The sequence below is a fragment of the Kribbella sp. NPDC048837 genome (assembly GCF_055586945.1).
The window spans coordinates 1060390-1082376 of record NZ_JBVJHF010000002.1; the positions used below are offsets into that span (position 1 = coordinate 1060390).

Annotated in this window: 21 protein-coding genes and 1 riboswitch; of the genes, 12 read left to right on the forward strand and 9 right to left on the reverse strand. The window is 70.3% G+C overall.

Annotated features, from left to right (window positions below; translation table 11 throughout):
• Window positions 1-29: 29 nt before the first annotated feature.
• From ACZ6O0_RS13050 to ACZ6O0_RS13065, 4 genes are read right to left on the reverse strand one after another with little or no spacing between them, the layout of a single operon-like run.
• Window positions 30-1451, reverse strand: a complete 1422-nt coding sequence (locus ACZ6O0_RS13050; protein WP_465765053.1) for an FGGY family carbohydrate kinase — start codon at window positions 1449-1451, stop codon at window positions 30-32.
• Window positions 1438-2835: an alpha,alpha-trehalose-phosphate synthase (UDP-forming) gene (locus tag ACZ6O0_RS13055; protein WP_465765054.1), complete on the reverse strand. Its 1398-nt coding sequence runs from the start codon at window positions 2833-2835 to the stop codon at window positions 1438-1440. Before ACZ6O0_RS13055 ends, ACZ6O0_RS13050 begins: the two co-directional genes overlap by 14 nt.
• 6 nt (window positions 2836-2841) lie before the next feature.
• On the reverse strand, window positions 2842-3843 hold the full coding sequence (locus ACZ6O0_RS13060) for a Gfo/Idh/MocA family protein (RefSeq protein ID WP_465765055.1): 1002 nt from the start codon (window positions 3841-3843) through the stop codon (window positions 2842-2844).
• Complete coding sequence (locus ACZ6O0_RS13065) at window positions 3834-5237, reverse strand: amidase (protein WP_465765056.1); 1404 nt, start codon at window positions 5235-5237, stop codon at window positions 3834-3836. The genes ACZ6O0_RS13060 and ACZ6O0_RS13065 overlap by 10 nt, the downstream gene beginning before the upstream one ends.
• 181 nt (window positions 5238-5418) lie before the next feature.
• Between ACZ6O0_RS13065 and ACZ6O0_RS13070 the strand changes: the two genes are divergently transcribed.
• The 3 genes from ACZ6O0_RS13070 to otsB all read left to right on the forward strand — a co-directional run bounded on the left by ACZ6O0_RS13070 (window position 5419) and on the right by otsB (window position 7345).
• A complete protein-coding gene (locus ACZ6O0_RS13070; RefSeq protein ID WP_359938456.1) occupies window positions 5419-5727 on the forward strand; it encodes a DUF3263 domain-containing protein in 309 nt (102 codons plus the stop codon).
• 125 nt (window positions 5728-5852) lie between these two features.
• On the forward strand, window positions 5853-6515 hold the full coding sequence (locus ACZ6O0_RS13075) for a LytR C-terminal domain-containing protein (protein WP_465765057.1): 663 nt from the start codon (window positions 5853-5855) through the stop codon (window positions 6513-6515).
• Window positions 6512-7345 carry a trehalose-phosphatase gene (gene otsB / locus ACZ6O0_RS13080; RefSeq protein ID WP_465765058.1) on the forward strand — a complete coding sequence of 278 codons (834 nt, stop codon included), beginning with the start codon at window positions 6512-6514 and terminating at the stop codon, window positions 7343-7345. The genes ACZ6O0_RS13075 and otsB overlap by 4 nt, the downstream gene beginning before the upstream one ends.
• Here otsB and ACZ6O0_RS13085 read toward each other — a convergent pair.
• Entirely contained in the window at window positions 7311-7751 is a 441-nt protein-coding gene (locus tag ACZ6O0_RS13085; RefSeq protein ID WP_465765059.1) for a hypothetical protein, read from the reverse strand. The two genes, otsB and ACZ6O0_RS13085, sit on opposite strands and share 35 nt — an antisense overlap.
• A gap of 72 nt (window positions 7752-7823) precedes the next feature.
• On the opposite strand from ACZ6O0_RS13085, the gene ACZ6O0_RS13090 reads away from it, so the two are divergent.
• From ACZ6O0_RS13090 to ACZ6O0_RS13115, 6 genes are all read left to right on the forward strand, one after another.
• Window positions 7824-8771, forward strand: a complete 948-nt coding sequence (locus ACZ6O0_RS13090; protein ID WP_465765060.1) for a DNA-3-methyladenine glycosylase family protein — start codon at window positions 7824-7826, stop codon at window positions 8769-8771.
• A 22-nt stretch (window positions 8772-8793) separates the two neighbouring features.
• On the forward strand, window positions 8794-10041 hold the full coding sequence (locus ACZ6O0_RS13095; protein WP_465765061.1) for a cation:proton antiporter: 1248 nt from the start codon (window positions 8794-8796) through the stop codon (window positions 10039-10041).
• 83 nt (window positions 10042-10124) lie between these two features.
• Window positions 10125-10267, forward strand: a riboswitch (SAM riboswitch).
• Window positions 10268-10280: 13 nt separating this feature from the next.
• Entirely contained in the window at window positions 10281-11543 is a 1263-nt protein-coding gene (gene thrC, locus ACZ6O0_RS13100) for a threonine synthase (protein WP_465765062.1), read from the forward strand.
• On the forward strand, window positions 11540-11815 hold the full coding sequence (locus ACZ6O0_RS13105) for a ubiquitin-like small modifier protein 1 (protein ID WP_465765063.1): 276 nt from the start codon (window positions 11540-11542) through the stop codon (window positions 11813-11815). Before thrC ends, ACZ6O0_RS13105 begins: the two co-directional genes overlap by 4 nt.
• Window positions 11816-11887: 72 nt before the next feature.
• Window positions 11888-12268 carry a VOC family protein gene (locus tag ACZ6O0_RS13110; protein WP_465765064.1) on the forward strand — a complete coding sequence of 127 codons (381 nt, stop codon included), beginning with the start codon at window positions 11888-11890 and terminating at the stop codon, window positions 12266-12268.
• 9 nt (window positions 12269-12277) lie between these two features.
• The gene (locus ACZ6O0_RS13115; RefSeq protein WP_465765065.1) at window positions 12278-13294 is read left to right on the forward strand and encodes a zinc-dependent alcohol dehydrogenase family protein; all 1017 of its coding nucleotides are present in this window, start codon (window positions 12278-12280) and stop codon (window positions 13292-13294) included.
• Between the two features lie 644 nt (window positions 13295-13938).
• On the opposite strand, the gene ACZ6O0_RS13120 is transcribed toward ACZ6O0_RS13115, so the two are convergent.
• From ACZ6O0_RS13120 to ACZ6O0_RS13130, 3 genes are all read right to left on the reverse strand, one after another.
• Entirely contained in the window at window positions 13939-15162 is a 1224-nt protein-coding gene (locus ACZ6O0_RS13120; RefSeq protein WP_465765066.1) for a hypothetical protein, read from the reverse strand.
• Window positions 15163-15393: 231 nt separating this feature from the next.
• Window positions 15394-16344 (reverse strand): dihydrodipicolinate synthase family protein, encoded by a 951-nt coding sequence (locus ACZ6O0_RS13125; RefSeq protein WP_465765067.1) that lies wholly within the window; start codon window positions 16342-16344, stop codon window positions 15394-15396.
• A 12-nt stretch (window positions 16345-16356) separates the two neighbouring features.
• The gene (locus ACZ6O0_RS13130) at window positions 16357-17475 is read right to left on the reverse strand and encodes a mandelate racemase/muconate lactonizing enzyme family protein (protein WP_465765068.1); all 1119 of its coding nucleotides are present in this window, start codon (window positions 17473-17475) and stop codon (window positions 16357-16359) included.
• A gap of 96 nt (window positions 17476-17571) precedes the next feature.
• On the opposite strand from ACZ6O0_RS13130, the gene ACZ6O0_RS13135 reads away from it, so the two are divergent.
• Window positions 17572-18540: an LLM class flavin-dependent oxidoreductase gene (locus ACZ6O0_RS13135; protein WP_465765069.1), complete on the forward strand. Its 969-nt coding sequence runs from the start codon at window positions 17572-17574 to the stop codon at window positions 18538-18540.
• Here the strand turns inward: ACZ6O0_RS13135 and ACZ6O0_RS13140 are convergent.
• Window positions 18533-19726, reverse strand: a complete 1194-nt coding sequence (locus ACZ6O0_RS13140) for an AI-2E family transporter (protein WP_465765070.1) — start codon at window positions 19724-19726, stop codon at window positions 18533-18535. The genes ACZ6O0_RS13135 and ACZ6O0_RS13140 overlap by 8 nt on opposite strands.
• Before the next feature lie 192 nt (window positions 19727-19918).
• Between ACZ6O0_RS13140 and ACZ6O0_RS13145 the strand changes: the two genes are divergently transcribed.
• A complete protein-coding gene (locus tag ACZ6O0_RS13145; protein WP_465765071.1) occupies window positions 19919-20329 on the forward strand; it encodes a DUF7144 family membrane protein in 411 nt (136 codons plus the stop codon).
• Window positions 20330-20341: 12 nt separating this feature from the next.
• On the forward strand, window positions 20342-21955 hold the full coding sequence (locus ACZ6O0_RS13150) for a phospholipase D family protein (RefSeq protein ID WP_465765072.1): 1614 nt from the start codon (window positions 20342-20344) through the stop codon (window positions 21953-21955).
• Window positions 21956-21987 lie beyond the last annotated feature (32 nt).

The following is a 21987-nucleotide window of genomic DNA, read 5'->3' on the forward strand; positions in this document are numbered from 1 at the left end:
TGTATCCCCGGCGTACCGCGACCGCGGTATCAGATGGCGGAAGCTTGGACCGCGAGCTCGCGCAGAGCCTCGTAGCGCGTCCGCAGTGCGGCGACCCGCTCCACCTCCGCGTCCACCGGCGTCAGGTGCTCGCCGCCTGGGGCCGGGGACAGGCCCAAAGCCACGGCCGCGGCGCCGCGAGCGCCTACCTCGGCCTCCGCACAGACTGTTGTGGGCCGAGCGAAGGTCGCGGTCAGGCAGCGGCGCCACCACTCGGAGGCGTCAATGCCGCCACCGCCCAGTACGACGTCCAGCTGCCGCCCGAACAGCGAATCGAGCATCCGCAGCCCGCGGTCGATCTCCAGCGACGCGCCTTGCAGCGAAGCGGCCAGCAGGTCCGCGGCGTCGTCGTCGAAGGAAAGACCGAAGTACACGCCGGATCCACTCGGTACGGTCGCCGGCGGCCTGGTCCCGGCCATGAACGGGATCGCGATCGCCCGTGACGCCCCGATCTCCACGCCGGTGGGCTCGTCGGACTCCAACTGCAGTACGCCGGTCAGCCAGGCATGCAGGTTCCCGGCCGCCGAGAACGCCATCCCGGTCACCGCTCGCTGGTCGTCGACCCGGTAGCGCCACAGCTCCCACGGCAGCTCCGGCGCGTCGTCGATCGGATGCACGACCCGGACGGCCGCCGACGTGCCCACGGTCACGGCCGTAGTGGTCTCGTCGTACCCGCCGGACCCGACGTTGGACGCGGCGCCGTCACCGGTCGGCGGATGCACGGGTACGCCGACCAGCCCGGGCCAGCGCCGGGAATACTCCGCGGACAACGTCGCGGTCCACCCGGTTGGGACGATCGGCGGGAGCTGGTCGGCCTTGACCCCGGCGATCTCCAGGGCCTGGTCGTCGTACGAACCGCCGGCCAGGTCGAGCGTGCCGGTCCCGGAGGCGATCGACACCGAGGTGACGCGCTCGCCTGTCAGTCGCTCGAGCACCAGGTCGGGCAGTCCGGCGAACGCTGAAGGGGAGCCGTCCGACAGGAGCCAGGGGATCCGGCGGGGCCAGTACAGCCGGTGCAGCCAGGAGCCGGTCCGGGCGTGGAACGCGTGCTCGTCGAACGACGGCCCGAGGTCGAGGTGGACCGAGCGGGTGTCGGCCCAGGTGATCACCGGCGTGAGCGCGTCGCCTTTGTTGTTGAGGGCAACGATCGAGTGCCACTGGGAGGACAGGACGATCGCGCCGATGCCGTCGAGGTGGCCGTTCTGCTGGAGCTCGTCCAGGCAGCCCAGCAAACCTTCGACGTACTCGTGCAGATCCAGCGTCGCCGAGCCGTCGCTGCCGTAGGTGGGCGAGATCTTGTGCCGGGCCAGAGCGCCGGGGACCGGTGCGGCGTCGTCGGCCGAGAGGACGAGCGCCCGGGCCGACGACGTACCTAGGTCGAGCGCTAGTACCCGTCCGTCAGTCTTCGTCATGCAGGGCTTTCAGGAACGACGCCGCCCAGACGTTCACGTCGTGCGCGGCCAGGTGTTTGCGCATCGCCTTCATCCGGCGGCCGAGCTGGCGGTCGTCGGTGTTCATCGCGTCGACGATCGTGTCCTTCATGCCGTTGATGTCGTGCGGGTTCACCAGGAACGCCTGCCGGAACTCGTCCGCGGCGCCGGCGAACTCGCTCAGCACCAGCGCGCCGGTGTCGTCGAACCGGGTGGCGACGTACTCCTTGGCGACCAGGTTCATCCCGTCGCGCAGCGGGGTCACCACCGCGACGTCGGCGGCCCGGAACAGCGCGGCCATCTCGGTCCGCGAGTACGACGTGTGCAGGTAGTTGATCGCCGGAGTACCGATCCGGCCGTGCTCGCCGTTGATCCGGCCGACCAGCAGCTCGATCTCGTCCCGGAGTACGCGGTACTGCTCGACGCGTTCGCGGGACGGCGTGGCCACCTGGATGAAAACAGCGTCGTCGACCGAGACCCGGCCCTCGTCCAGGAGCTCACCGAACGCGCGCAGTCGTTGCCGGATGCCCTTGGTGTAGTCGAGCCGGTCCACGCCGAGCAGGATGTGCGCGGGATTGCCGACCTCCTGGCGCATCTCGGCGGCGCGGGCCAGCGTCTCCGGCTTGCGGGCCAGGTCCTCGAGCTCGCCGACGTCGATCGAGATCGGGAACGCCTTGGCCCGCACGATCCGGTCGTCGGGCAGGTGGATGCGGTCGCCGCGGGTCCGCAGGCCCATCCGGTTGCGGGCCAGGCGGGCGAAGTTCGACGCGGCGCCGGGGCGCTGGAAACCGACCAGGTCCGCACCCATCAGGCCGTCCAGGATCTGCCGCCGCCATGGCATCTGCGCGAACAGCTCGGTCGGCGGGAACGGGATGTGCAGGAAGAACCCGATCCGTACGTCGGGACGCAGCCGGCGCAGCATCGCCGGGACGAGCTGCAGCTGGTAGTCGTGCACCCAGACGTCCGCGCCGTCGGCGGCGGCGTCCGCGGCCGCCTCCGCGAACCGCCGGTTCACCGCCACGTACGACTCCCACCACTCGCGGTGGAACTCCGGTGCGACGATCACGTCGTGGTACAGCGGCCAGAGCGTCGCGTTCGAGAAGCCCTCGTAGTACAGCTGGACGTCCTCGGCCGACAGCATCACCGGGACCAGGTGCATGCCGTCGTTGTCGAACGGATCCACCTTCTCGTCCGCGCTCCCGGTCCAGCCGATCCACGCGCCGTGGTGGCGCTGCATCACCGGCGCCAGGGCGGTGACCAGACCACCGGGGCTCCGGCGCCACGCCGTGCTGCCGTCGGGCATCTCGATCCGGTCGACCGGCAGCCGGTTGGCCACCACTACGAAGGAACTCCGTCCGTCAGACATCTGCCGTCATCCACCCAGGTCTTCGTCGTCACCGGGGTAGCGCACCCCGATCTGGCTACGGGTTTCGTCGAGCAGTTCGAGCACCTCGATCGTCGCGCCGTGCGGCAGCGACGGGACCTCGATCAGTCCGTTGCGCAGCGCGCGCATCACGTCCCCCGCCTCATAGTGGTACCCAAGGCCATGCGTCGGTACGTCGATCCGCTCGGTGCCGGCCGCCGTACTGCGCACGTAGTACTCAGGATGGTGGAAGCGGTGGGGCAGCTGCAGACTGCCCTCCGGGCCGCTCACCGACGCGACCCACGGGTTCTGCGACCTGAGACCGCAGGTGAGGGCCGCGACCGCGCCGGAGTCGTAGCGCCAGGCCATGGCGACGTTCAGATCGATGCCGTCCTCGTTGAGCGAGCCGACGGCCTTCACCTCGGCCGGGCGGCCCAGCGCCAGGTAGGCGAAGGTCATCGGGTAGATGCCGCCGTCCATCAGTGAGCCGCCGCCGAGTGCCGGGTCGAGCAGCCGGGCGGGCAGCGACGGCTTGTGGAAGGCGAAGTCCGCGACCACCTGCTGTGGTTCACCGATCACACCACTGGCCAGGTCGGCGAAGAATGCCTGGATGACCGGGTTGGTGCGCATCCACATCGCCTCGGCGAACAGCGTCTTGTGCTCGGTGGCGACGGCGATCAGGTCCCGGGCCTGCTTGGCGGTCAGTGTGACCGGCTTCTCGCAGAGCACGGCGATGCCGGCCTGCAGTGCGGTCCGCGCGATCGCGTAGTGCTGTGGGTGCGGCGTACCGATGTAGATCACGTCGACCGTGCCGGAGTCGATCAGCCGGCGGTAGTCGTCGTACGTGTTCTCGATGCCGAACTCGGCGGCGAACCGGTCGGCGCCCTCCTGGGACCGCGACGACACGGCGGTGACCACGGCGTCGTCGCCGAGCAGCTTCAGATCCCTCGTGAACGACGTAGAGATGTTGCCCGTAGCAACGATGCCCCACCTGACGCGATCTACACCCACTGGGTTGACTCCGGGGTCGGGAACGGTCCGTCTGCAGCGATTCTCGCTGTTTCGAAGGCGTGAGCCAAGCGAATGAGCGTCGAGTCACTCCGTGCGGTGCCACTGAACGTGATCCCGACCGGCAATCCGGCAACCACTCCGGACGGCACCGAGAGCAGTGGATAGCCGGCCAGTGCGGCATGTGAGGACGAACTGCCGAGGACGTGGTCACCGTTGACCAGGTCGATGGTCCAGGCCGGGGAGTACGACGGGCAGACCAGGGCGTCGAGCTGGTTGTCCCGGAGCAGGTTGTCGATACCGTCCCGGCCGGCTCGCAACGCCGTCAGCCGGGAGGCGACGTAGATCGGGGAGCTCAGGCCCTCGGTCGCCGCGGCCCGCTCGAACAGCTCCTGCCCGAACCACTGCAGCTCGACGTCCGCGTGTTCCCGGTTGAACGCGATCAGGTCGTCCAGCGTCCGCGGGCCGCCGGGCACGCGGGTGGCCAGGTAGGCCGCCAGGTCGACCTTGAGCTCGTGGGCCAGCACCTGGAGCTGGTCCTCGTCGCCGCCGGGCGTCGGCAGCGACAGCTGGTCGACCAGGGTGGCTCCGCACCGGCTGAGCATCTCCAGCGCCCGCTCGCTGACCTCGTCGAGGCCGGTCGAGTAGCCCCAGAGAGGACCGCGCGGTACGCCGATCCGCACGTTGCTGAGGTCCGTGCCGCGGCAGTGCTCGGTGTAGTCGGTCCCGCCACCGGTGAGGACCGTGAGCAGGGCTGCCGCCTGGGTGACGGTCCTGGTCATCGGTCCGGCCGTGTCCTGGGAGTGTGAGATCGGGACGATGCCCTGCTGTGGAATCAGGCCCACAGTGGGCTTCAGGCCGACGATGCCGTTCAGTGCGGCCGGGCAGACGATCGATCCGTTGGTCTCGGTGCCGATGGCGTAGTCGGCCAGCCCTGCGGCGACGGCTGCGCCGGATCCGCTCGAGGAGCCGCCGGCGGAGCGGTTCAGCGCGTACGGGTTGCGGGTGAGGCCGCCGTACGCGCTCCAGCCGGAGGAGGACGCCGAGCCGCGGAAGTTGGCCCACTCGCTCAGGTTGGTCTTGCCCAGGACGACGCAGCCCGCCTCGCGGAGCCGCCGTACCAGTGGGGCGTCGGCCGGTGGCGGTGGCTGGTCGGCCAGCGCCAGGGAGCCGGCCGTGGTCGGCAGGTCGGCGGTGTCGATGTTGTCCTTGACCAGGACCGGTACGCCGTGCAGCGGGCCGCGGACCCGACCTTCGTCACGTTCCGCGTCGAGGCGGGCGGCCTGAGTGAGAGCGGCGGGATTGGGCGTGCAGATGGCGTTGACCAGCGGGTCCACCTCACGGCTCTTGGCCTGCAGCTCCTCCACCAGCGCCGCCGCCCTGAATTCCTTCCCCACCTCACCACCCCGGTCGGAAAGAGTTGAGCTCACCCCAACGATCCTGCCAGAGTTACCCGCGTCCGGCTGTCCGCTCAACGACACGCTTCGTGTCGTTCGACGGTGAATGACATCGCTGTTGTTCAGCACGTACAGTGGAGCGCGGACGGACGATCACCGACCGCACAGGAGTCAGCAGCAGATGGACAGCGCCAACGCCAGCTCTCCCGGCCCCGCCGAAGCTGCGCCGCCGGTCGTCGCCGGACTCTCCGAGCGGGACGGCCAGATCCTCGCGTTCGAGCGGCACTGGTGGAAGTACGCCGGTGCCAAGGAGCAGGCGATCCGGGACCAGTTCCAGATGTCGGCCACGCGGTACTACCAGGTGCTGAACGCGCTGATCGACCGGCCCGAGGCGCTCGCTCACGACCCGCTGCTGGTCAAGCGGCTGCGCCGGTTGCGCGCCGCCCGCCAGCGCGCCCGCTCCGCTCGCCGGCTGGGCATCGAGGTCTGACCATGTCCCGCCTTAGGGCGTGTCTTACCACCCCACGCCTACTGCGCGGCACTCGGCACGGCACCTCGCCGCACGTGAGCAAAGGCCACGATGCTCCGCATCGAGACCTTCGCTCCCGCACGCCGATGCACCGCACCGAGCACCTGCTCGCTACGGCGCGGGGTGGTAAGACACGCCCGAAGGGCGATCGGGGCCAGGTCCTTTCGTCGCTCGTCGCTGTGGCTGCGGTCGTCGCGATCGTGGCCGGTCTGCTCGTGCTGTTCGGTACGCGCGGTCACGACAGCAAGGCCGACGAGACGTCGGGTGCGACCACCCCGAAGCCGAGCACGAAGCCGACCGCGGGGCCGTCGACGATCGCCGCCAGTATCCCCAAGCCGTCCTCGAAGCCGACCGAACCGGCCACCACGCCCACGCAGGCCCCGTCGTCCACGCCGACGACCGCGCCCAGCTCGGAGCCGACCTCCGCGCCGACGCAGCCGCCGGCCACGGTGCCGACGACCATCCCGCCGGCCGAGCGGCCCGCGGTCGAGGTCTACAACAACACCTCGCGCAAGGGACTGGCCGACTCGGTCGCCGGCCGGGCGCGGCAGGCGGGCTGGACCGTGGCCGGTTCGCCCGACAACTGGCACGGCAAGATCGCCGAGAGCACCGTGTACTACCCGCCGGGCATGCTCGACGCCGCCAACCAGCTCGCCCGCGACCTGGGTGTGGGCCGGACCAAGGGCGCGCTGGACAACATGAAGAAGGACCGCCTCACGGTGATCCTGACCTCGGACTACGCCGGATGAGTACTCCGGTCATCCAGACCGACGCCGGACGCGAAGGCTGGGAGGCGATCGTCGCCGACCCGGCCACGGCGGTGATCTCCTCCGACTTCGACGGCGTACTGTCGCCGCTCGTCGAGGACCCGGCCCGCGCCCGCCCGGTGGAGGGCGCTCTGGACGCACTGGCCCGGCTGGCCCGCTCGGTGAAGCAGGTGGCGATCGTCACGGGCCGTCCCGCCCTCGTGGCCACGGAGCTCGCCGGAGTGACCGGTCATCCCGGTCTGGGCAGTCTCGTCGTACTCGGGCACTACGGGCTGGAGCAGTGGGACGCGGCGACCGGGAACGTGGCCAGCGACCCGGTGCCGGCCGGAGTCGCCGAGGCGCGCTCGCGGTTGCCGGAGCTGCTGCGGGAGACCGGCGTACCCGATGCCTTCGTGGAGGACAAAGAGAGCTCGCTCGCGGTGCACACGCGCCGCCTGCCGGATCCGATCGGTGCGTTCGAGAGACTGCGTACGCCGCTGACCGAGCTGGCCGAGTCGACGGAGCTGCGCCTGGAGCCGGGCAACCTGGTGCTGGAGCTCAGGCCGCCCGGCATCGACAAGGGCGTCGCCCTGCGCCGGCTGCTCGAGTCCACAGGCGCCCGGTCGATCCTGTATGCCGGTGACGACCTGGGCGACCTGGCTGCGTTCCGTGCGGTCGAAGAACATCGCAAGACCGGACTCCGCGCCGTACTCCTGGCCACGCGCTCGTCCGACGCCACCGAGCTGATTCAAGCGGCCGACATCGTGGTCGACGACCCCACCGGCGTGGTGACTGTGCTCACGGCCCTTTCGGACGCGATCGCAGCACGCTGAACGCCTGCGTCACCGTCTTGCCGATCGGCTGGATCGGCCGCTCCACATAGCCACCGTCCTTGAGGCCGGCCATCCGCTCGAACGGGTTCCGCGAGGCCGGATCGCCGGTGAGCAGGAAAGAGACGATCACGCCGACGACGTACAGCGGGAGCATCGGCAAGCCGATCAGGCAGAAGTACTGCCACGAGTGCCGCTCCTCGTGCCGCACCAGCGCCACGTCGTCGAAGTACGTCGGCTCGTGCTTGCTCAGGATGACGTTCCCGATCGTGAACGCGCCCGCCACCGGGAACCCCAGCTTGTACCCGTTCGCGAAGTACAACCCCCGCGGTCCCCGGCTGAACCGGGCCCGCCCGATCACCCCGACCCCCAGCCCTATCAGGGTCGTCAGGTTGAGGAAGTTCCCCACCACCTTCACCCTTTGCCACCCGGTCATGGCTCAGTATGCGGTTCTGTCCGTGGCGTGAGTAAGACTTGGCGGGTGAGTTCGGTGGTGCGGGTCTGGCGGGCAGGGCGGGTGGTGGATCCGCATTCGGTGATCGGAGGGCTGCGGAAGGGGCCGGGCGATCCGGCGTACGTGTTCGACCCCGTGCGGCGGACGGTGTGGCGGGCCACGCGCACGCCCGACGGGCCGGTGCTGCTGCGGTTGACGCCGTACGCCGGGGAGGTGGAGGCCGAGGCATGGGGGCCGGGGGCTTCGTGGGCGCTGGACGGGGTGCCGGAGTTGCTGGGGGAGGCCGACAGCTGGGACGGGTTCGAGCCGTTGCCGGAGCATCGGGCGCTGGTGGACGCGGCCCGGCGGTTCCCGCATGTCCGGGTGCCGCGGACGCGGGCGGTGTTCGAGGCGATGGCGGCCGCGGGGATCGAGCAGGTCGTCACGGGCAAGGAGGCGTTCCGGGCGTGGCGGCTGCTGCTGCGCGAGTACGGCGAACCCGCGCCGGGCCCGAGTGGTCCGGACGGACGGGTGATGATGGTGCCGCCCGCGCCGGAGGAGTGGCGAGTGATCCCGTCCTGGCAGTGGCTCCGGGCCGGTGTGGAGGGCCGCCGGTCGCGGGTGGTCGTGACCGCCGCGACCCGGGCCAAGGCGCTCGAGCGGACGCTGGAGCTGACCGACTCCGCCGAGATCGAACGCCGGCTGCGATCACTGCCCGGTGTCGGGGTGTGGACGGCCGCCGAGGTCCGCCAGCGGGCACACGGCGACGCGGACGCGTTCTCGTTCGCCGACTACCACGTGTCCCGCAACGTCTCCTACGCCCTCATCGGCGAGGAGCTGGACGACGACGGCTGCGCCGAGCTGATCGAGCCGTATCGCGGCCATCGGTTCCGCGTCCAGCGCCTCCTCGAACTGGCCGGCATCGGTCACCCGCGCTTCGGCCCGCGCAAGTCCCTGCCCACCCATACTCCGGGCGCAACGCATCGCTTGAGGTAGCCATGGGCACCGGACCCCCACGATGACGATCGACGGGGACGGGCTGTACCTGGTGGCCGGCCTGGCCTTGCTGCTCGGCGCCGTCCTGCCCCGACTCCTGCGCCGGTACGCCGTCTCCGCGCCGATCGCCTTCCTCGGCGCCGGCCTGCTCCTAGGTCTCGCGGTCGACCGGCAGCACCTCAGCCCGCTCGCCGAGCCCGGGATCACCGAGCACCTGGCCGAGCTGACCATCCTCGTCGCGTTGATGGGCGTCGGGCTGGCGATCGACCGCCCGATCGGCTGGCGGCGCTGGAGCGTCACCTGGCGGCTGCTCTTCGTCGCCATGCCCGCCTGCATCGCGGCGGTCGCCGGCGTCGGCTGGGGACTCGGCCTGGCTCCCGCGACCGCGCTCCTGGTGGGGGCCATCCTCGTACCGACCGACCCGGTGCTCGCGTCCGACGTTCAGGTGCAAGGCCCGACCACCGGCGAGGGCGCAGAGCCGGAGGAGGACGACGAGGTCCGCTTCGCACTCACCTCGGAGGCGGGGCTGAACGACGGCCTGGCCTTCCCCTTCGTCTACGCCGCCGTCTTCGCCGCCACCAAGGGCGCGGTCGGCAACTGGGCTCTCGAGTGGTTCGCCTGGGACCTGGTCGGCCGGACCCTGATCGGTGTCGCGGTCGGAGCCGGGGCGGGCTGGCTGCTCGGCAAGATGGCCTTCTCCGCGCCGTCGCGCACCTTCCGGCTGGCGGACGCGCGGGAGCCGGTTCTGGCGCTCGCGATGACGCTGGGTGTCTACGGCCTCGCCCAGGTGCTGCACGGCTACGGGTTCGTCGCGGTCTTCGTCGCCGCACTGGCGCTGCGGGCGGCCGAACGCAGCCACGACTTCCATGAGGAACTGCACGGTTTCGTCGAGCAACTCGAGCACATCCTCACCTGGGGGATCCTGCTGCTGCTCGGAGTGGCGATCACGGCCGGGTTGCTCAAGCCGCTGACCCTGTCCGGCGTCGCGATCGGGCTCCTGCTGGTGCTGGTGATCCGTCCGCTGACCGCCTGGGTCTCGCTGGCCGGAACGCCGATGCGCCGGTCGGAGCGGTGGGTGACGGCCGTGTTCGGCGTCCGCGGGGTCGGTTCGGTGTTCTACCTGGCGTACGCCGGAGCCGACTTCGGCACGGACCTGCCGTGGCTGTGGGCGACGGTCGGCTTCACTGTCGTGCTGAGCGTCGTCGTGCACGGGATCGCGGCGACACCGCTGATGCGGATGCTCGACGTACGCCGCGATCGGGCCGCCTGAGCGCTCCGGCGGAGCTGAGATCTAGCGTCTCGGATGCTGGGAACGGAAGACACAATATGGACCCGATTGGGTAGTCTCGGGGGAGCTCATCCAGAGGGACTGAGGGAAACGGCCCGTTGAAGTCCCGGCAACCCTCCCCGTCGAGGCCCCGTCCTGGGGGTGACTCGCGGCGGAACGGTGCCAAATCCGTCCCGCGCCGAGATCCGGCCCCCGGGGAAGATGAGAGGGGAACCTCACTCATGAGCCTGACCGCCGCCACCCACACGATCCGTGAAGGTGCCTTCGGCAACGGTACGCACCTGAGCTGTCGCGCCTGTGGGGCGAAGTCGCCGCTCGGTCCGTTCTACGCCTGTATGGAGTGCTTCGGTCCGCTCGAGGTCGGGTACGAGTACCCGACGATCACCCGCGAGCAGATCGAGGCCGGTCCCAAGAACATCTGGCGCTACCAGCCACTGCTGCCCGTCCCGGTGGACGTGGCCAGCTTCCCGAACACCGAGCCCGGCTACACCCGGCTCGTCGACGCGCAGAACCTCGCCCGCGAGCTGGGTCTGCGCAAGCTGTGGGTGAAGGACGACTCCGGCAACCCGACCCACTCCTTCAAGGACCGGGTTGTCGCAAGTGCACTCAGTGCCACCCGCGAGCTCGGCATGACGGTCTTCGCCTGCCCGTCCACCGGCAACCTGGCCAACGCGGTCGCCGCGGCCGCCGCCCGGGCCGGCATCCGCTCGGTCGTGTTCATCCCGCACGACCTCGAGCGCCCGAAGGTGATCACCACCGCCGTGTACGGCGGCACCCTGGTGGCCGTCGAGGGCAACTACGACGACGTGAACAAACTGGCCTCCGAGATCGCCGGCGAGGAGGAGGGCTGGGCGTTCGTCAACGTCAACGTCCGCCCGTACTACTCCGAAGGCTCCAAGACCCTGGCCTTCGAGATCGCCGAGCAGCTCGGCTGGCGGCTGCCGCAGCAGATCGTCATCCCGGTCGCGTCCGGATCCCAGCTGACCAAGATCGACAAGGGCTTCACCGAGCTCGGCAAGCTCGGCCTGGTCGACGCCACCGACTACAAGGTGTACGGCGCCCAGGCCACCGGCTGCTCGCCCGTCGCCCAGGCGTTCCGCGACGGCCACGACGTGGTCAAGCCGGTCAAGCCGGACACCATCGCCAAGTCGCTCGCGATCGGCAACCCGGCCGACGGGCCTTACGTCCTGGACGTCGCCCGCCGTACCGGTGGAGCGATCGAGGACGTCAGCGACGAAGAGGTCGTCGAGGGCATCCAGTTGCTGGCCCGGACCGAGGGCATCTTCGCCGAGACCGCGGGCGGGGTGACCGTCGCGACGCTGAAGAAGCTGATCGCGACCGGCCAGCTCGACCCCGAGGCCGAGACGGTGATCATCAACTCCGGCGACGGGCTGAAGACGCTCGACGCCGTGGCCGACCGGGTCGGCCCCAAGGTGACCATCCCCGCGTCGTACGACGCCTTCGTGAAGGCAGGCCTGCAGTGAGTGTGAGCGTACGGGTCCCGACCATCCTGCGGCCCTACACCCAGGGCGTCTCCGAGGTCTCCGCCGAGGGCGCGACGCTGATCGAGGTGCTGGACTCGCTGGACGGCTCCTACCCCGGGATCAAGGGCCGGGTGCTGGACGAGTCGGGCGAGCTGCGCCGGTTCGTGAACGTGTACGTCGACGACGACGACGTACGCTTCGCCGACGGCCTGCAGACCTCGATCAAGGACGGCGGCCAGGTCTCGATCATCCCCGCGGTCGCGGGCGGCTGATCTTTCGGTAGTGGTTCTCCTGCCGGTGGTTCCGGGCGTCGTTCGTCCGGAACCACCGCTACCGTCGCCTGCATGGCGACGAAATGGACCATCGGCGGGGATGCCGCCGATCCGCAGCAGCTGGCGCGGTTCTGGGCCGCGGCCCTCGGGTACGTGATCGAGCCCGGATTCGACGATCCGGACGGCGCGGGGATCATCGATCCCGACGACGTGGGGCCGGCGATCGGCTTCCTCCGCGTCCCCGAGCCCAAGACCTCGAAGAACCGCCTGCACATCGACATCCGCGTGGCCGGCGAGACCCGCGACGCCGCGGCCGCCGGCCGGATGCGGTCGAAGGCCGCCGAGTTGGTGGCGCTGGGCGCCGTCGAGGTCCGCGAGGAGTTCTACGGCCCCGACGTCCTCGGCCACATCGTGATGCTGGACCCCGAAGGCAACGAGTTCTGCGTCGGTTAAGGTGCCGGAATGCGCGCTGTCGTCATCGATCAGTACGGCGTACTGCCTGAGGTGCGTGAGGTCCCGCAGCCCGAGGCCGCCGAGGGAGCGGTAGTCCTGAAGGTCGAGGCCACCGGTCTGTGCCGGAGCGACTGGCACGGGTGGATGGGCCACGACTCCGACATCGTTCTCCCGCACGTCCCCGGCCACGAGCTCGCCGGCACCATCGCCGCCGTCGGTGCTGGGGTCGCCGGTTGGGACGTCGGCGATCGGGTCACGACGCCGTTCATCTGTGCGTGCGGAACGTGCGAACAATGCCGCGAGGGCAACCAGCAAGTCTGCCCTCGTCAGCAGCAGCCTGGCTTCACGTACTGGGGTTCCTTCGCCGAGTACGTCGCCGTACCGTACGCGGCGGTGAACCTCGTGCGCCTCCCCGACGACTTGGACTTCGCCACCGCCGCCGGCCTGGGCTGCCGCTTCGCCACCTCCTTCCGCGCCGTCCACCAGGTCGGCCGCGTCGCTTCCGGTGAACGAGTGGCCGTCTTCGGCTGCGGCGGCGTGGGCCTGTCCGCGGTGATGATCGCCGCCGCCTTGGGCGCCGAGGTGATCGCCGTCGACACGAACCCGGATGCCTTGAAGCTCGCCCGCGAGTACGGCGCTTCCCACACCCTGCAGGCCTCGCCGAGCACGGTCGACGACATCCACGCCCTGGGCGGCGCCCACGTGACCATGGACGCGTTGGGCTCCAACGCCATCGTCCAACAGGCCCTGCAAGCCCTCCGCCCGCGCGGCCGCCACCTCCAGGTCGGTCTCCTCCCGTCCGGCGTCCAACTAGACGTCAGCCGCCTGATCGGCCAGGAACTCCAATGGCTCGGCAGCCACGGCATGCCCGCCCACGCCTACCCGGACATGCTGAACCTGGTTGCCTCAGGCAACCTCAAACCCTCGGACCTGATCACACGCACCATCACCCTCGCCGAAACCCCCGCCGCCCTCGCGGCCCTGTCCGACGGAACCCCAGCCGGCGTGACGATCATCAACCCGTAAGTACACCCACGCGTGCTACAGCGTCACTCCTTCGTCGCGCCCGCTCCGCGCGCTCCCACCCACCCCGTACCTTGCGGCCGACGCCCGCGATCTGCGCGCTGTCGCGCGCCCATTGACGACATGGGCCGGCGCTGTCCGCAAGACGACTCCCGTCACGCCGATCGTCAACTCCGCCCTCGGCATCCGGCCGGCGGGGCCATCGTCAACTCGGCCTGACCCCATCTCCGCAGGGCTCCGCGTCGTCGGCGAGTCGTGGATCGCGGTCTTCGGCGTCGGGGCGATTCCCGGTGCTGATTCCACGACTCGGTGATGGGGTCCGAAACCATTCGCCACGACTCGGTGCTGTCGGAGTTGACCGCGGTTGTTCAGGGACGAGTGGTCGGCGTCCGTGGGTGTCTCGCGCGGTAGCGCAAGACGCGGGGCGCTGAGCCCTGCAACAGGCAGGCGGCAGCCCGCACCACGCGGGCGCTGAGCCCCGCACCACGCGAGCGCTAAGCCCCGCACCACGCGGGCGGCAGCCCGCGAGGCGCCGGCGGTAGCCGGCGGGGATGTGCCGGCGATGAGCCGGAGGGTGGGTGGGAGCGCGCGGAGCGGCCGCGCTGAGGAGCGGAGCGACGAAGGAAGCGGTCGCGGAGCACGCGTGGCTACAACCGGATGAGATAGACCGTGGGCGGCCGGCCGGTGCGGCCGTGTTGTTGGGTGCCGGTGGGGGCGGCCAGGCCGGCTCGCTCCAGGCGCTTCAGCACTCGGCGGGCGGTGCGGAGTTGGACGGCCAGGTGGTCGGCGACGTCTTGGGTGGTGAGGCCGTCGGGGAGGGTGGCGGTGAGTTCTCGCATGCGGGCGAGAGTTTGGGTGTTGAGGCCTACGCGGCGGGCGAGGAGGGGGAGGCTTTCGGGGCCGCGGGGGGTGGTGGGCTGGTCGCCGGCGGGTTCGATGACGATCTCGACGTCGTCGGACATCGAGACGACGCCGGCGACGGTGCCGATCGACTCGGCGCGGCTGACGGCTCGGCGGGCGAGGGCTTCGGCTTCGGCTGCCGTACGGCCGACGCCGAAGCCTACGTACGCCGTGCTGTGGCGAGCCGCGAGGTGGTCGAGCAAGGGCATGCGGGTGAATTGTTCGGTCGCCTGCTCCAGCAGGCCGCGGGTGGTGACGACGAGGTGGCGTCCGTCGGGGAGCGCGGCCAGGCTGCCGCCAAGGGTGATGAGGTCGCCGGCCAAGGCGTCGTCGGGCTCGGGCAACGCGATCACCCCGAGCGCGACCTGGGCGTCGCCGACGTGCTGGCCGGTGGTCGTCAGGACCAGGGCCTGCAGTGTGGAGCGGATCGAGTAGCGGGAGGGCGCGAGCCGCACCGACGGCATCTCGTTCTCCAGCAGGTGGAACGCCGAGCCGAGGCAGCTGATCGCGACCTTGGTGTCGTGCTTGTCGCGGGCGGTCCGGTGGAACGCGACGATGTCGTCGGAGGTCAGGCCGGGCCGGTACGGCAGCACGTGGATCTGGTCGGTCGGAAGCTTGGCCTCGATCAGCGTCTCCAGCACCTCACTGCGGCGCAACGTGTCGATCGAGAACTGGGTGACGTTGTGCCCGAGCCGGAGCAGCTCGACGAGGGCGCGGAGCAGCGTGGCGCCGTCGTACGACACGTACATCGCGGGCCGGTCGATCACGCCGGCCTCGGTGGCGATCGTGTACGGCACGACGCCGGTGAACAGCAGCGCGTCGACCCGCTCGTGGGCCTGCTCGACCAGCTCGACCGCCTCGGTCTCGTGCCGGTAGGGCAGCGGGAGCAGGGTCGCGCCGCTCGGCGGCCCGACCGCGATCACCCGCAGCACCAGATCCTCGGGACCGACGACACCGACCGTGAGTGTCATCCGGCCACCGGGCCCGGGGCTGAGCTGATCTGCACGGCACTCCTTTGCACTTCGGGACAGCTCATCGCGTCCAGGTGACGACTTCTGGTCTGGCCCTCAACTCGCAGAATAGCGCAGCCGGCCTTGAGTGCTTGACGTTCACGGCCGACTCTCTTAGTTTCGGTCAAGACCACAATTACCGCCACCCCGAGGGGTCGCCGGCGTGGTGGAGCGTCGGAGGGAGCGAGCCACCTAACCCGCGAGGTCCTCGAGGCAGCGGATGACGACGTCGCGCTCACCCGCGGGCAGCGACGGTCCGTAGGGGTCGTAGGCGGCCGACGAAGGGATCAGGCCTTCCCACTCGGCCGCCCAGAGCATGCGCTGCACGTAGCCCTCGATCGGCGCGTAGAAAGTCGCCGCGGCGAACCGGTCCAGGCGGTCGGACGCCGTCAGGAAGCCACTGTGGTCCCCGGACGTCCAAGCGTCGAGTACGGCGGCCGACAACGGGACCTGTGCCGCGGCGATCCCGACCAGCGCCGTATCCGCGCCCCACATGAACGAAGGCCCGTACATCCGGTCCTCACCGGTGATCAGCAGCTTCCCGGTCCCGCGTCCCGCCCAGATCGCGTCCTGGCATCCGATCGCCCGATCCAGCGTCGCAGTCTTCACCCCGAGCACGGCCGGCAGCGACAACAGGTCGCGGATCAGCGCAGGCGGGTACGGATACCCACCGGCTTCGCCATGCAGGTAGAAGCCGACCAGTGGCAGCCCGCTCTCCGCGGCCACCCGCTCGTGCAACGCCACCGCCTGCGCATGCCCGTCCGGCAGCTCACCCAACGCAGCCAGTGGATAGACCATCACCGCATCGGCTCCACCCGCGGCAGCGTCCAGCGCCATCGCCACGGTCGCGTCCGAAGCGTCCTGCAGCGTCCGCGCCTCAACAGACCGCGGTACGCCGACTCCCGCGACGATGGGCACGTCCGTTGCCTGCCGCCACGTCTCCAGTACCTTCGACCGGTCAGCCGCGGACAGGTAGAGCCCGCGCCCGGTGTGGGCCCACACCGCGACCCCGCCGATCGACTCCGTCGTGAGAGCGCCGGCGTACGCGGTCAGAGCGTCGTACGCGACGACGCCCTCGGAGTCCATCGGAGTGACGACCGCCGGGAGCAGTGTGCCGCGGAGTCGCTCGACGAGTGCATGCATGGAGAGAACCTCTCAGACGTCGTGCCCGAGACCGGGGCGCTTCGGTACGTCGATCCAGCCGTCGCAGTCGGCGAACACGGTCGGAGCCAAGGGGTCCTCGTCGACCATGAGTGGCCCGACCAGGTCGGCCGCGACGGTGGCGCCCGGTACGGCGGCGGCCAGGTGGACCGCGGCCAGTGTGGCCACCCCCAGCTCCGGCATCGAGCCTACCTTCACCGCGAGCCCGGCCGCCTCGGCCACGTTGGCGATCTGGAGCGCGCGGTGCAGTCCTCCGACCTTCAGGATCTTGATGTTCAGTACGTCGGCCGCCCCGCGCCGCGCGATCTCCAGAGCGTCATGCAGTGAGTGCATGCTCTCGTCGACCATCACCCGGACATCGAGCCGCTCACGCAGCCGCACGAGACCGGTCAGGTCCCAGCGCGGCAGTGGCTGCTCCAGCAGGGTCAGACCGGCCTCGGTCATCTTGGCGAGGTACGGCAGCGCGGTGGTCGCGTCGTACCCCTCGTTGGCGTCCAGGCAGAGCTCTGCGTCGGCAGGGATCGCCGCACGGACCGCACGGATCAGCTCGAGGTCCTTGGCCGGGTCCTGGCCGCCCTTGACCTTCAGATGCATGAACCCCTTGCCGGCGTACTCCGCGGCCTCGAGAGCCATCTCGTCGAGTGTGCCGAGCCCGACCACCCAGGTGGTCTGCACGCGCTCCCGGACACTGCCGCCGAGGATCGCGTGCACGGGCCAGCCGCTGAGCCGGCCGGCCAGGTCGTAGAGCGCGATGTCGAGCCCGGACTTGGCCACCTGCTGCCCGCGGAGCACGGTGTCCATCAGCACGTGCGCACCGGCCCGGTCGAGCGGGTCACGGCCGATCAGCGCCGGCGCCAGGTGCTCCTCGATGGCCGCGGTGACGCCGGCCAAGGTCTCGCCGGTGTACGCCGTCATCGGTGAGGTCTCGCCGATCCCGATCGCGCCGTCGGCGGTGTGGATCTCGACCAGCAGGCTGACCAGCTCGGTGCTGATCCCGCTGCTGATCTGGAACGGCCGGCGGTACGGCGCACTGACCACGCGGGTCTTGATCGCGCTGATCGGCCCTGCTCCGGTCCCGGTCGGCAACCCGACCGGATGCGATGCAACACTCAATTCCGGCTCCTAGGGTCGCAATCTGATCGGAAAGCATTTACGGTCAAGACCGTAAATACCGCGAGCGCTCTCTGTCAACGGAAGGTGGCACCCCCGATGCGGCTGGGTCTCTATCTGAACCTCTACGGCACCCCGGACGAGCGCCCGCGGCTGGCCGACGCGGTCGAGCAGGCGCGGCTGGCCGAGCAGGCCGGCTTCGAGTGGATCGTGCTCGGCGAGCGGCACCTGCACCGGCCCGGGTACCACGAGATCCTCACCTCGCTGACCTGGCTGGCCGCTCACACCGACCGGATCGGCCTGGCCACGGCCGGGATCGTCGCGCCGCTGTACGACCCCGTCGTACTGGCCGAGACGCTCGCCCACATCGACGTACTGTCGGGTGGACGGCTGACCGCGGGCTTCGTGCTCGGGTACCGGCCGGAGGAGTTCGCGCTGTACGGCGTGACGCAGGCCGAGCGGGTCGCGCGGTTCGAGGAGGGCCTGGAGATCCTGACCCGGTTGTGGACCGAGGACGAGGTCACGTACGACGGCAAGTTCACCAGCATCAGCGAGGCGTTCCTGTCCCCGCGACCGGTGCAGAGCCCGCGCCCGAAGCTGTGGAACGGCGGCCGCGTGTCCGCGATGCTCGAGCGGACCGCGCGGATGTGCGACGGCTGGACCACGTCGTTCAACGAGCTGGACTCCGACCTCCCGGCCAAGATCGCCGAGTACCACTCCTACCCGCGCGGCGAAGGCACCCTCGGCGCCGAGGTGATCCTGTGCCGGGAGGGCTACTGCGCGCCGACGTCGCAGGACGCGCGGCAAGCGCTGGAGGAGCCGCTGCGCGACCTGTACGACGCCTACACCGGCTGGAAGCGGACATCGGCGGACGCGAGCCGCTACACCCAGGGCTGGGACGAGATCGCCGACCGGAGCGTGATCGGGTCGAAGGCCGGGTGCGCCGAGCGGCTCGCGCACTACGAGGAAATGGGTGCCGACGGCATCATTCTCCGCATCCAGCCGCCGGGTATGCCGCAGCACGACGTCCTCCGCTCGATCGAGGCCTACGGGGAGATCGTCAGCTAGCCGGCGCGGGGGCCTCCTCCGGCTGGACCTGCTCCGGCACGGGTTCGGGAACGTCCTCCTGGACCGCCCCACCCGAGATCAGGCCGCTCATCCAGCGCGTCGACGGGTCGGCGTCCAGCAGCAGCGACTTGACCAGCAACGACAGCGGGATCGCGAGGACGGCGCCGAGCGGACCGAGGATCCAGGCCCAGAAGACCAGGGACAAGAACGTCAGCGTGGTGGACATGCCGACCGCGTCCCCGACGACCTTCGGCTGGATGATCGACTGGATGATGAAGTTGATCACGCTGTACGCCACGATCACCCAGAGCAGGGTCTCCCAGCCGCTGTCCAGCAGGCCCAGCAGGGCCGGCGGGATGACGCCGATGAAGAACCCGACGTTCGGGATGTAGTTGGTGATGAACGCGAGCAGCCCCCACAGCCACGGCAGCGGGATGTCGAGGATGTACAGCACGCCCACGTCGATGACGGCGACGATCAGCCCGAAGATGGTCGAGACGACCAGGTAGCGGGTCGTGCCGCGGGCGAAGCCGACCAGCGCGCCGGCGACACCGGGCCGCAGCTTGGCGGCCTCGATCAGCCGGTCGGTGAACTGGGTCGCGTCCAGCCCCATGAAGAACAGCAGCACCACGACGAAGGTCAGGTTGGAGACCACGCCGAGCAGCCCGCTCAGCCAGCCCTGCAGGAGGTCGAGCACCTGCCCGAAGTCGAACTTCTGCACCGCCGCCTGGATCTGCTCGTTCCCGATCCCGCGGGCGGCCAGCCAGTCCCGCACGTCGTCGACGAGTTCGGCGAAGGTGTCCTGGTACTTCGGCAGCAGGGTGGCCAGCTTCGCGATCGACAGGAGCATCGCAGCCGCCAGCCCGAGCAGTACGGCGTTCACCACGACGAGTGAGACCAGCCCGGCCACCCACTTGCGGGTTCCCCGCCGGATCATCAGGCGGCGCAGCGGGCTGACCGCGATGGTCAGGACCAGGGCCAGGAACGCGGGTCCCGCGATCCCGGAGAAGGCGCGCAGGCCGGCGGCCGTGATCACCGCACCGGCCAGCCCGAGCAGGACGACGACGCCGCGCGGCAGCACCGGTGCTGCCGCCGCGGCGGCGTCCGGGGCCGGCGGCGGGATCGGGACTGCCGAGTCGGCGGACGGCTGCGAGTTGTCTCGGGATGCGGAGCGGTGCCCGGGCACTGGCGTGACCTCCCTCCCGCCGCGATAGGGCTTCGAACATCGCTCAGATCTCATCCGGCGGCATCACTCACGCCGGATGAGACGGTGCCCGGACGTCGTCCGCCAAGGGTGAAGCGGGGCCGCGGGCGCGCGCCTACTGTCGATGCGCACTCGGCATCGTGCCGGGTGCCCACCAGGGAGGGGTGGCAACTGATGACGCAACAAGAAACCAACGAGCGGCAGGGCCAGTCGCCGTTTGCGACGAGCGGTGTCGTGTTCGCCGCGGTCATGCTGGTCATGCTCGGAGCGTTCCAGGCGATCGAAGGGCTCGCCGCGATCATCAACGACGACTACTTCGCCGTCATCCGGGGCTACGCGTTCGACCTCGACACGACGGCCTGGGGCTGGATCCACCTGATCCTGGGGCTGGCCATGCTGGCAGCGGGTGTCGGCCTGTTCTACCGGACGGTCTGGGCCGGTGTGGCGGCGCTGTTCCTCGCCGTCCTCAGCGCGGTCAACAACTTCTTCTTCATCCCCTACGCACCGGTGTGGTCGCTGCTGGTGATCGCCCTCAACGTCTGGGTCATCTGGGCGCTGACGCGGCCGCGGATGATCCGCACCTGACGGCGGGGACCCGTGTCCGGGCCGGTGCTGCCGACCGACCAGAGCGTCGCGGCATGGTTCCTGCTGCCGCACGAGCGGGGCAATCCGTGGACCTGCATCGACCGGATGGGCGATGTGGACGGGTCGTGGGTCGACGGCAACCTGGTCCGGCCGTTGATCCACGGCGTCACCTACTTCGATCGCCTGTACGACGAGCTGTGCTCGCTGCGGCCCGGTGACCGGGTCTACTTCACCGACTGGCGGGGCGACGCCGACGAGAAGCTGCGCCCGGACGGGCCGACGATCGGGACCGTGCTGGCCGACTTGGCCCGGTCGGGCGTCGAGGTCCGCGCGCTGTTGTGGCGGTCGCATTCGGATCACCTGCAGTTCAACGCGCGGGAGAACCAGCGGTTCGGCACGAAACTCAACGAGGCCGGCGCCGAGGTGCTGCTCGACCAGCGCGTCCGGCGGCTCTCGTCGCACCACCAGAAGCTGTTCGTGATCCGGCACAAGGGCCAACCGGAGCGGGCCGTCGCGTTCGTCGGCGGGATCGACCTGTCGCACCAGCGCCGCGACGACGCGGACCACCGCGGGGACCCGCAGCAGGCCCCGATGGACCGGCGGTACGGCGATCGCGCGCCCTGGCACGACGCCGCGCTCGAGTTGCGCGGCCCGATCGTCGGAGACCTGCTCCGGACCTTCGTCGAACGCTGGGACGACCACCACCCGCTCGACCGGCGGACGCCGTACCGGATGCTCGTGCAGCGCCTTGCCCGGATGCCGCGCCACCCGAAGCCGTTGCCGGAGTCGTTTCCGGATCCGCCGCCGGCCGGTCCGCACAGCGTCCAGGTGTTGCGGACCTACGCCTACAAGCATCCCGGCTACCCGTTCGCGCCCGACGGGGAGCGCAGTGTCGCCCGTGCGTACAGCAAGGCGTTCGGGCAGGCCCGGAGGCTGATCTACCTGGAGGACCAGTACCTGTGGTCCGAGCTGATCGCCCAGGGGATCCACGACGCGCTCGACCGGTCCCCCGAACTGCGCGTGATCGTCGTCGTACCGCGCTACCCGGCGGCCGACGGGTTCGTCAGCGGGCCGCCGGCCCGGTTCGGTCAGCTCCGCGCGATCCGGATGCTGCAGCGCACCGCGCCCGAGCGAGTGGCGATCTACAACCTGGAGAACCTCGACGGCGTCCCGGTCTACGTCCACGCCAAGCTCTGCGTGGTCGACGACGTGTGGTTCACCTGCGGCTCGGACAACTTCAACCGGCGCTCGTGGACGTCCGACAGCGAACTCACCTGTGCCGTCCTGGACACGACTCCCGACCGTCGCCTGCCCGACGGCCGGGACGCCCGGCGGCTGGCCCGTGAGCTGCGGCTGGACGTGTGGTCGGAGCACCTCGGGCTGCCGCGGGACGACCCGGCGCTGCTCGATCCGGCGGCCGGTTTCGAGCTCTGGCGGCGTACGGCGTTCCACCTGGACGCGTGGTACTCCGGCGGGCGGCGGGGCGTGCGACCCGCCGGGCGGATCCGCAGACACGACGTGAAGCCGCTCAGTTGGTGGCAGTCTGTGTGGGCGGAGCCGCTCTACCGGATCGTCTACGACCCGGACGGCAGGCCTCGCCCGTTGCGTCGCCGGGGCGAGTTCTGACTGTGCCGGGATGGTTCTCAGGCAAGGGGAGG

Bases quoted from the DNA above. Each gene is read 5' to 3' on its own strand.
- thrC (WP_465765062.1), top strand. From the start codon at position 10,281: ATGAGCCTGACCGCCGCCACCCACACGATCCGTGAAGGTGCCTTCGGC.
- ACZ6O0_RS13135 (WP_465765069.1), top strand. From the start codon at position 17,572: ATGCGGCTGGGTCTCTATCTGAACCTCTACGGCACCCCGGACGAGCGC.
- ACZ6O0_RS13070 (WP_359938456.1), top strand. From the start codon at position 5,419: ATGGACAGCGCCAACGCCAGCTCTCCCGGCCCCGCCGAAGCTGCGCCG.
- ACZ6O0_RS13125 (WP_465765067.1), bottom strand. From the start codon at position 16,344: ATGCATGCACTCGTCGAGCGACTCCGCGGCACACTGCTCCCGGCGGTC.
- ACZ6O0_RS13050 (WP_465765053.1), bottom strand. From the start codon at position 1,451: ATGACGAAGACTGACGGACGGGTACTAGCGCTCGACCTAGGTACGTCG.
- ACZ6O0_RS13055 (WP_465765054.1), bottom strand. From the start codon at position 2,835: ATGTCTGACGGACGGAGTTCCTTCGTAGTGGTGGCCAACCGGCTGCCG.
- ACZ6O0_RS13120 (WP_465765066.1), bottom strand. From the start codon at position 15,162: ATGACACTCACGGTCGGTGTCGTCGGTCCCGAGGATCTGGTGCTGCGG.
- ACZ6O0_RS13095 (WP_465765061.1), top strand. From the start codon at position 8,794: ATGACGATCGACGGGGACGGGCTGTACCTGGTGGCCGGCCTGGCCTTG.
- ACZ6O0_RS13075 (WP_465765057.1), top strand. From the start codon at position 5,853: ATGCACCGCACCGAGCACCTGCTCGCTACGGCGCGGGGTGGTAAGACA.
- otsB (WP_465765058.1), top strand. From the start codon at position 6,512: ATGAGTACTCCGGTCATCCAGACCGACGCCGGACGCGAAGGCTGGGAG.
- ACZ6O0_RS13115 (WP_465765065.1), top strand. From the start codon at position 12,278: ATGCGCGCTGTCGTCATCGATCAGTACGGCGTACTGCCTGAGGTGCGT.
- ACZ6O0_RS13145 (WP_465765071.1), top strand. From the start codon at position 19,919: ATGACGCAACAAGAAACCAACGAGCGGCAGGGCCAGTCGCCGTTTGCG.
- ACZ6O0_RS13110 (WP_465765064.1), top strand. From the start codon at position 11,888: ATGGCGACGAAATGGACCATCGGCGGGGATGCCGCCGATCCGCAGCAG.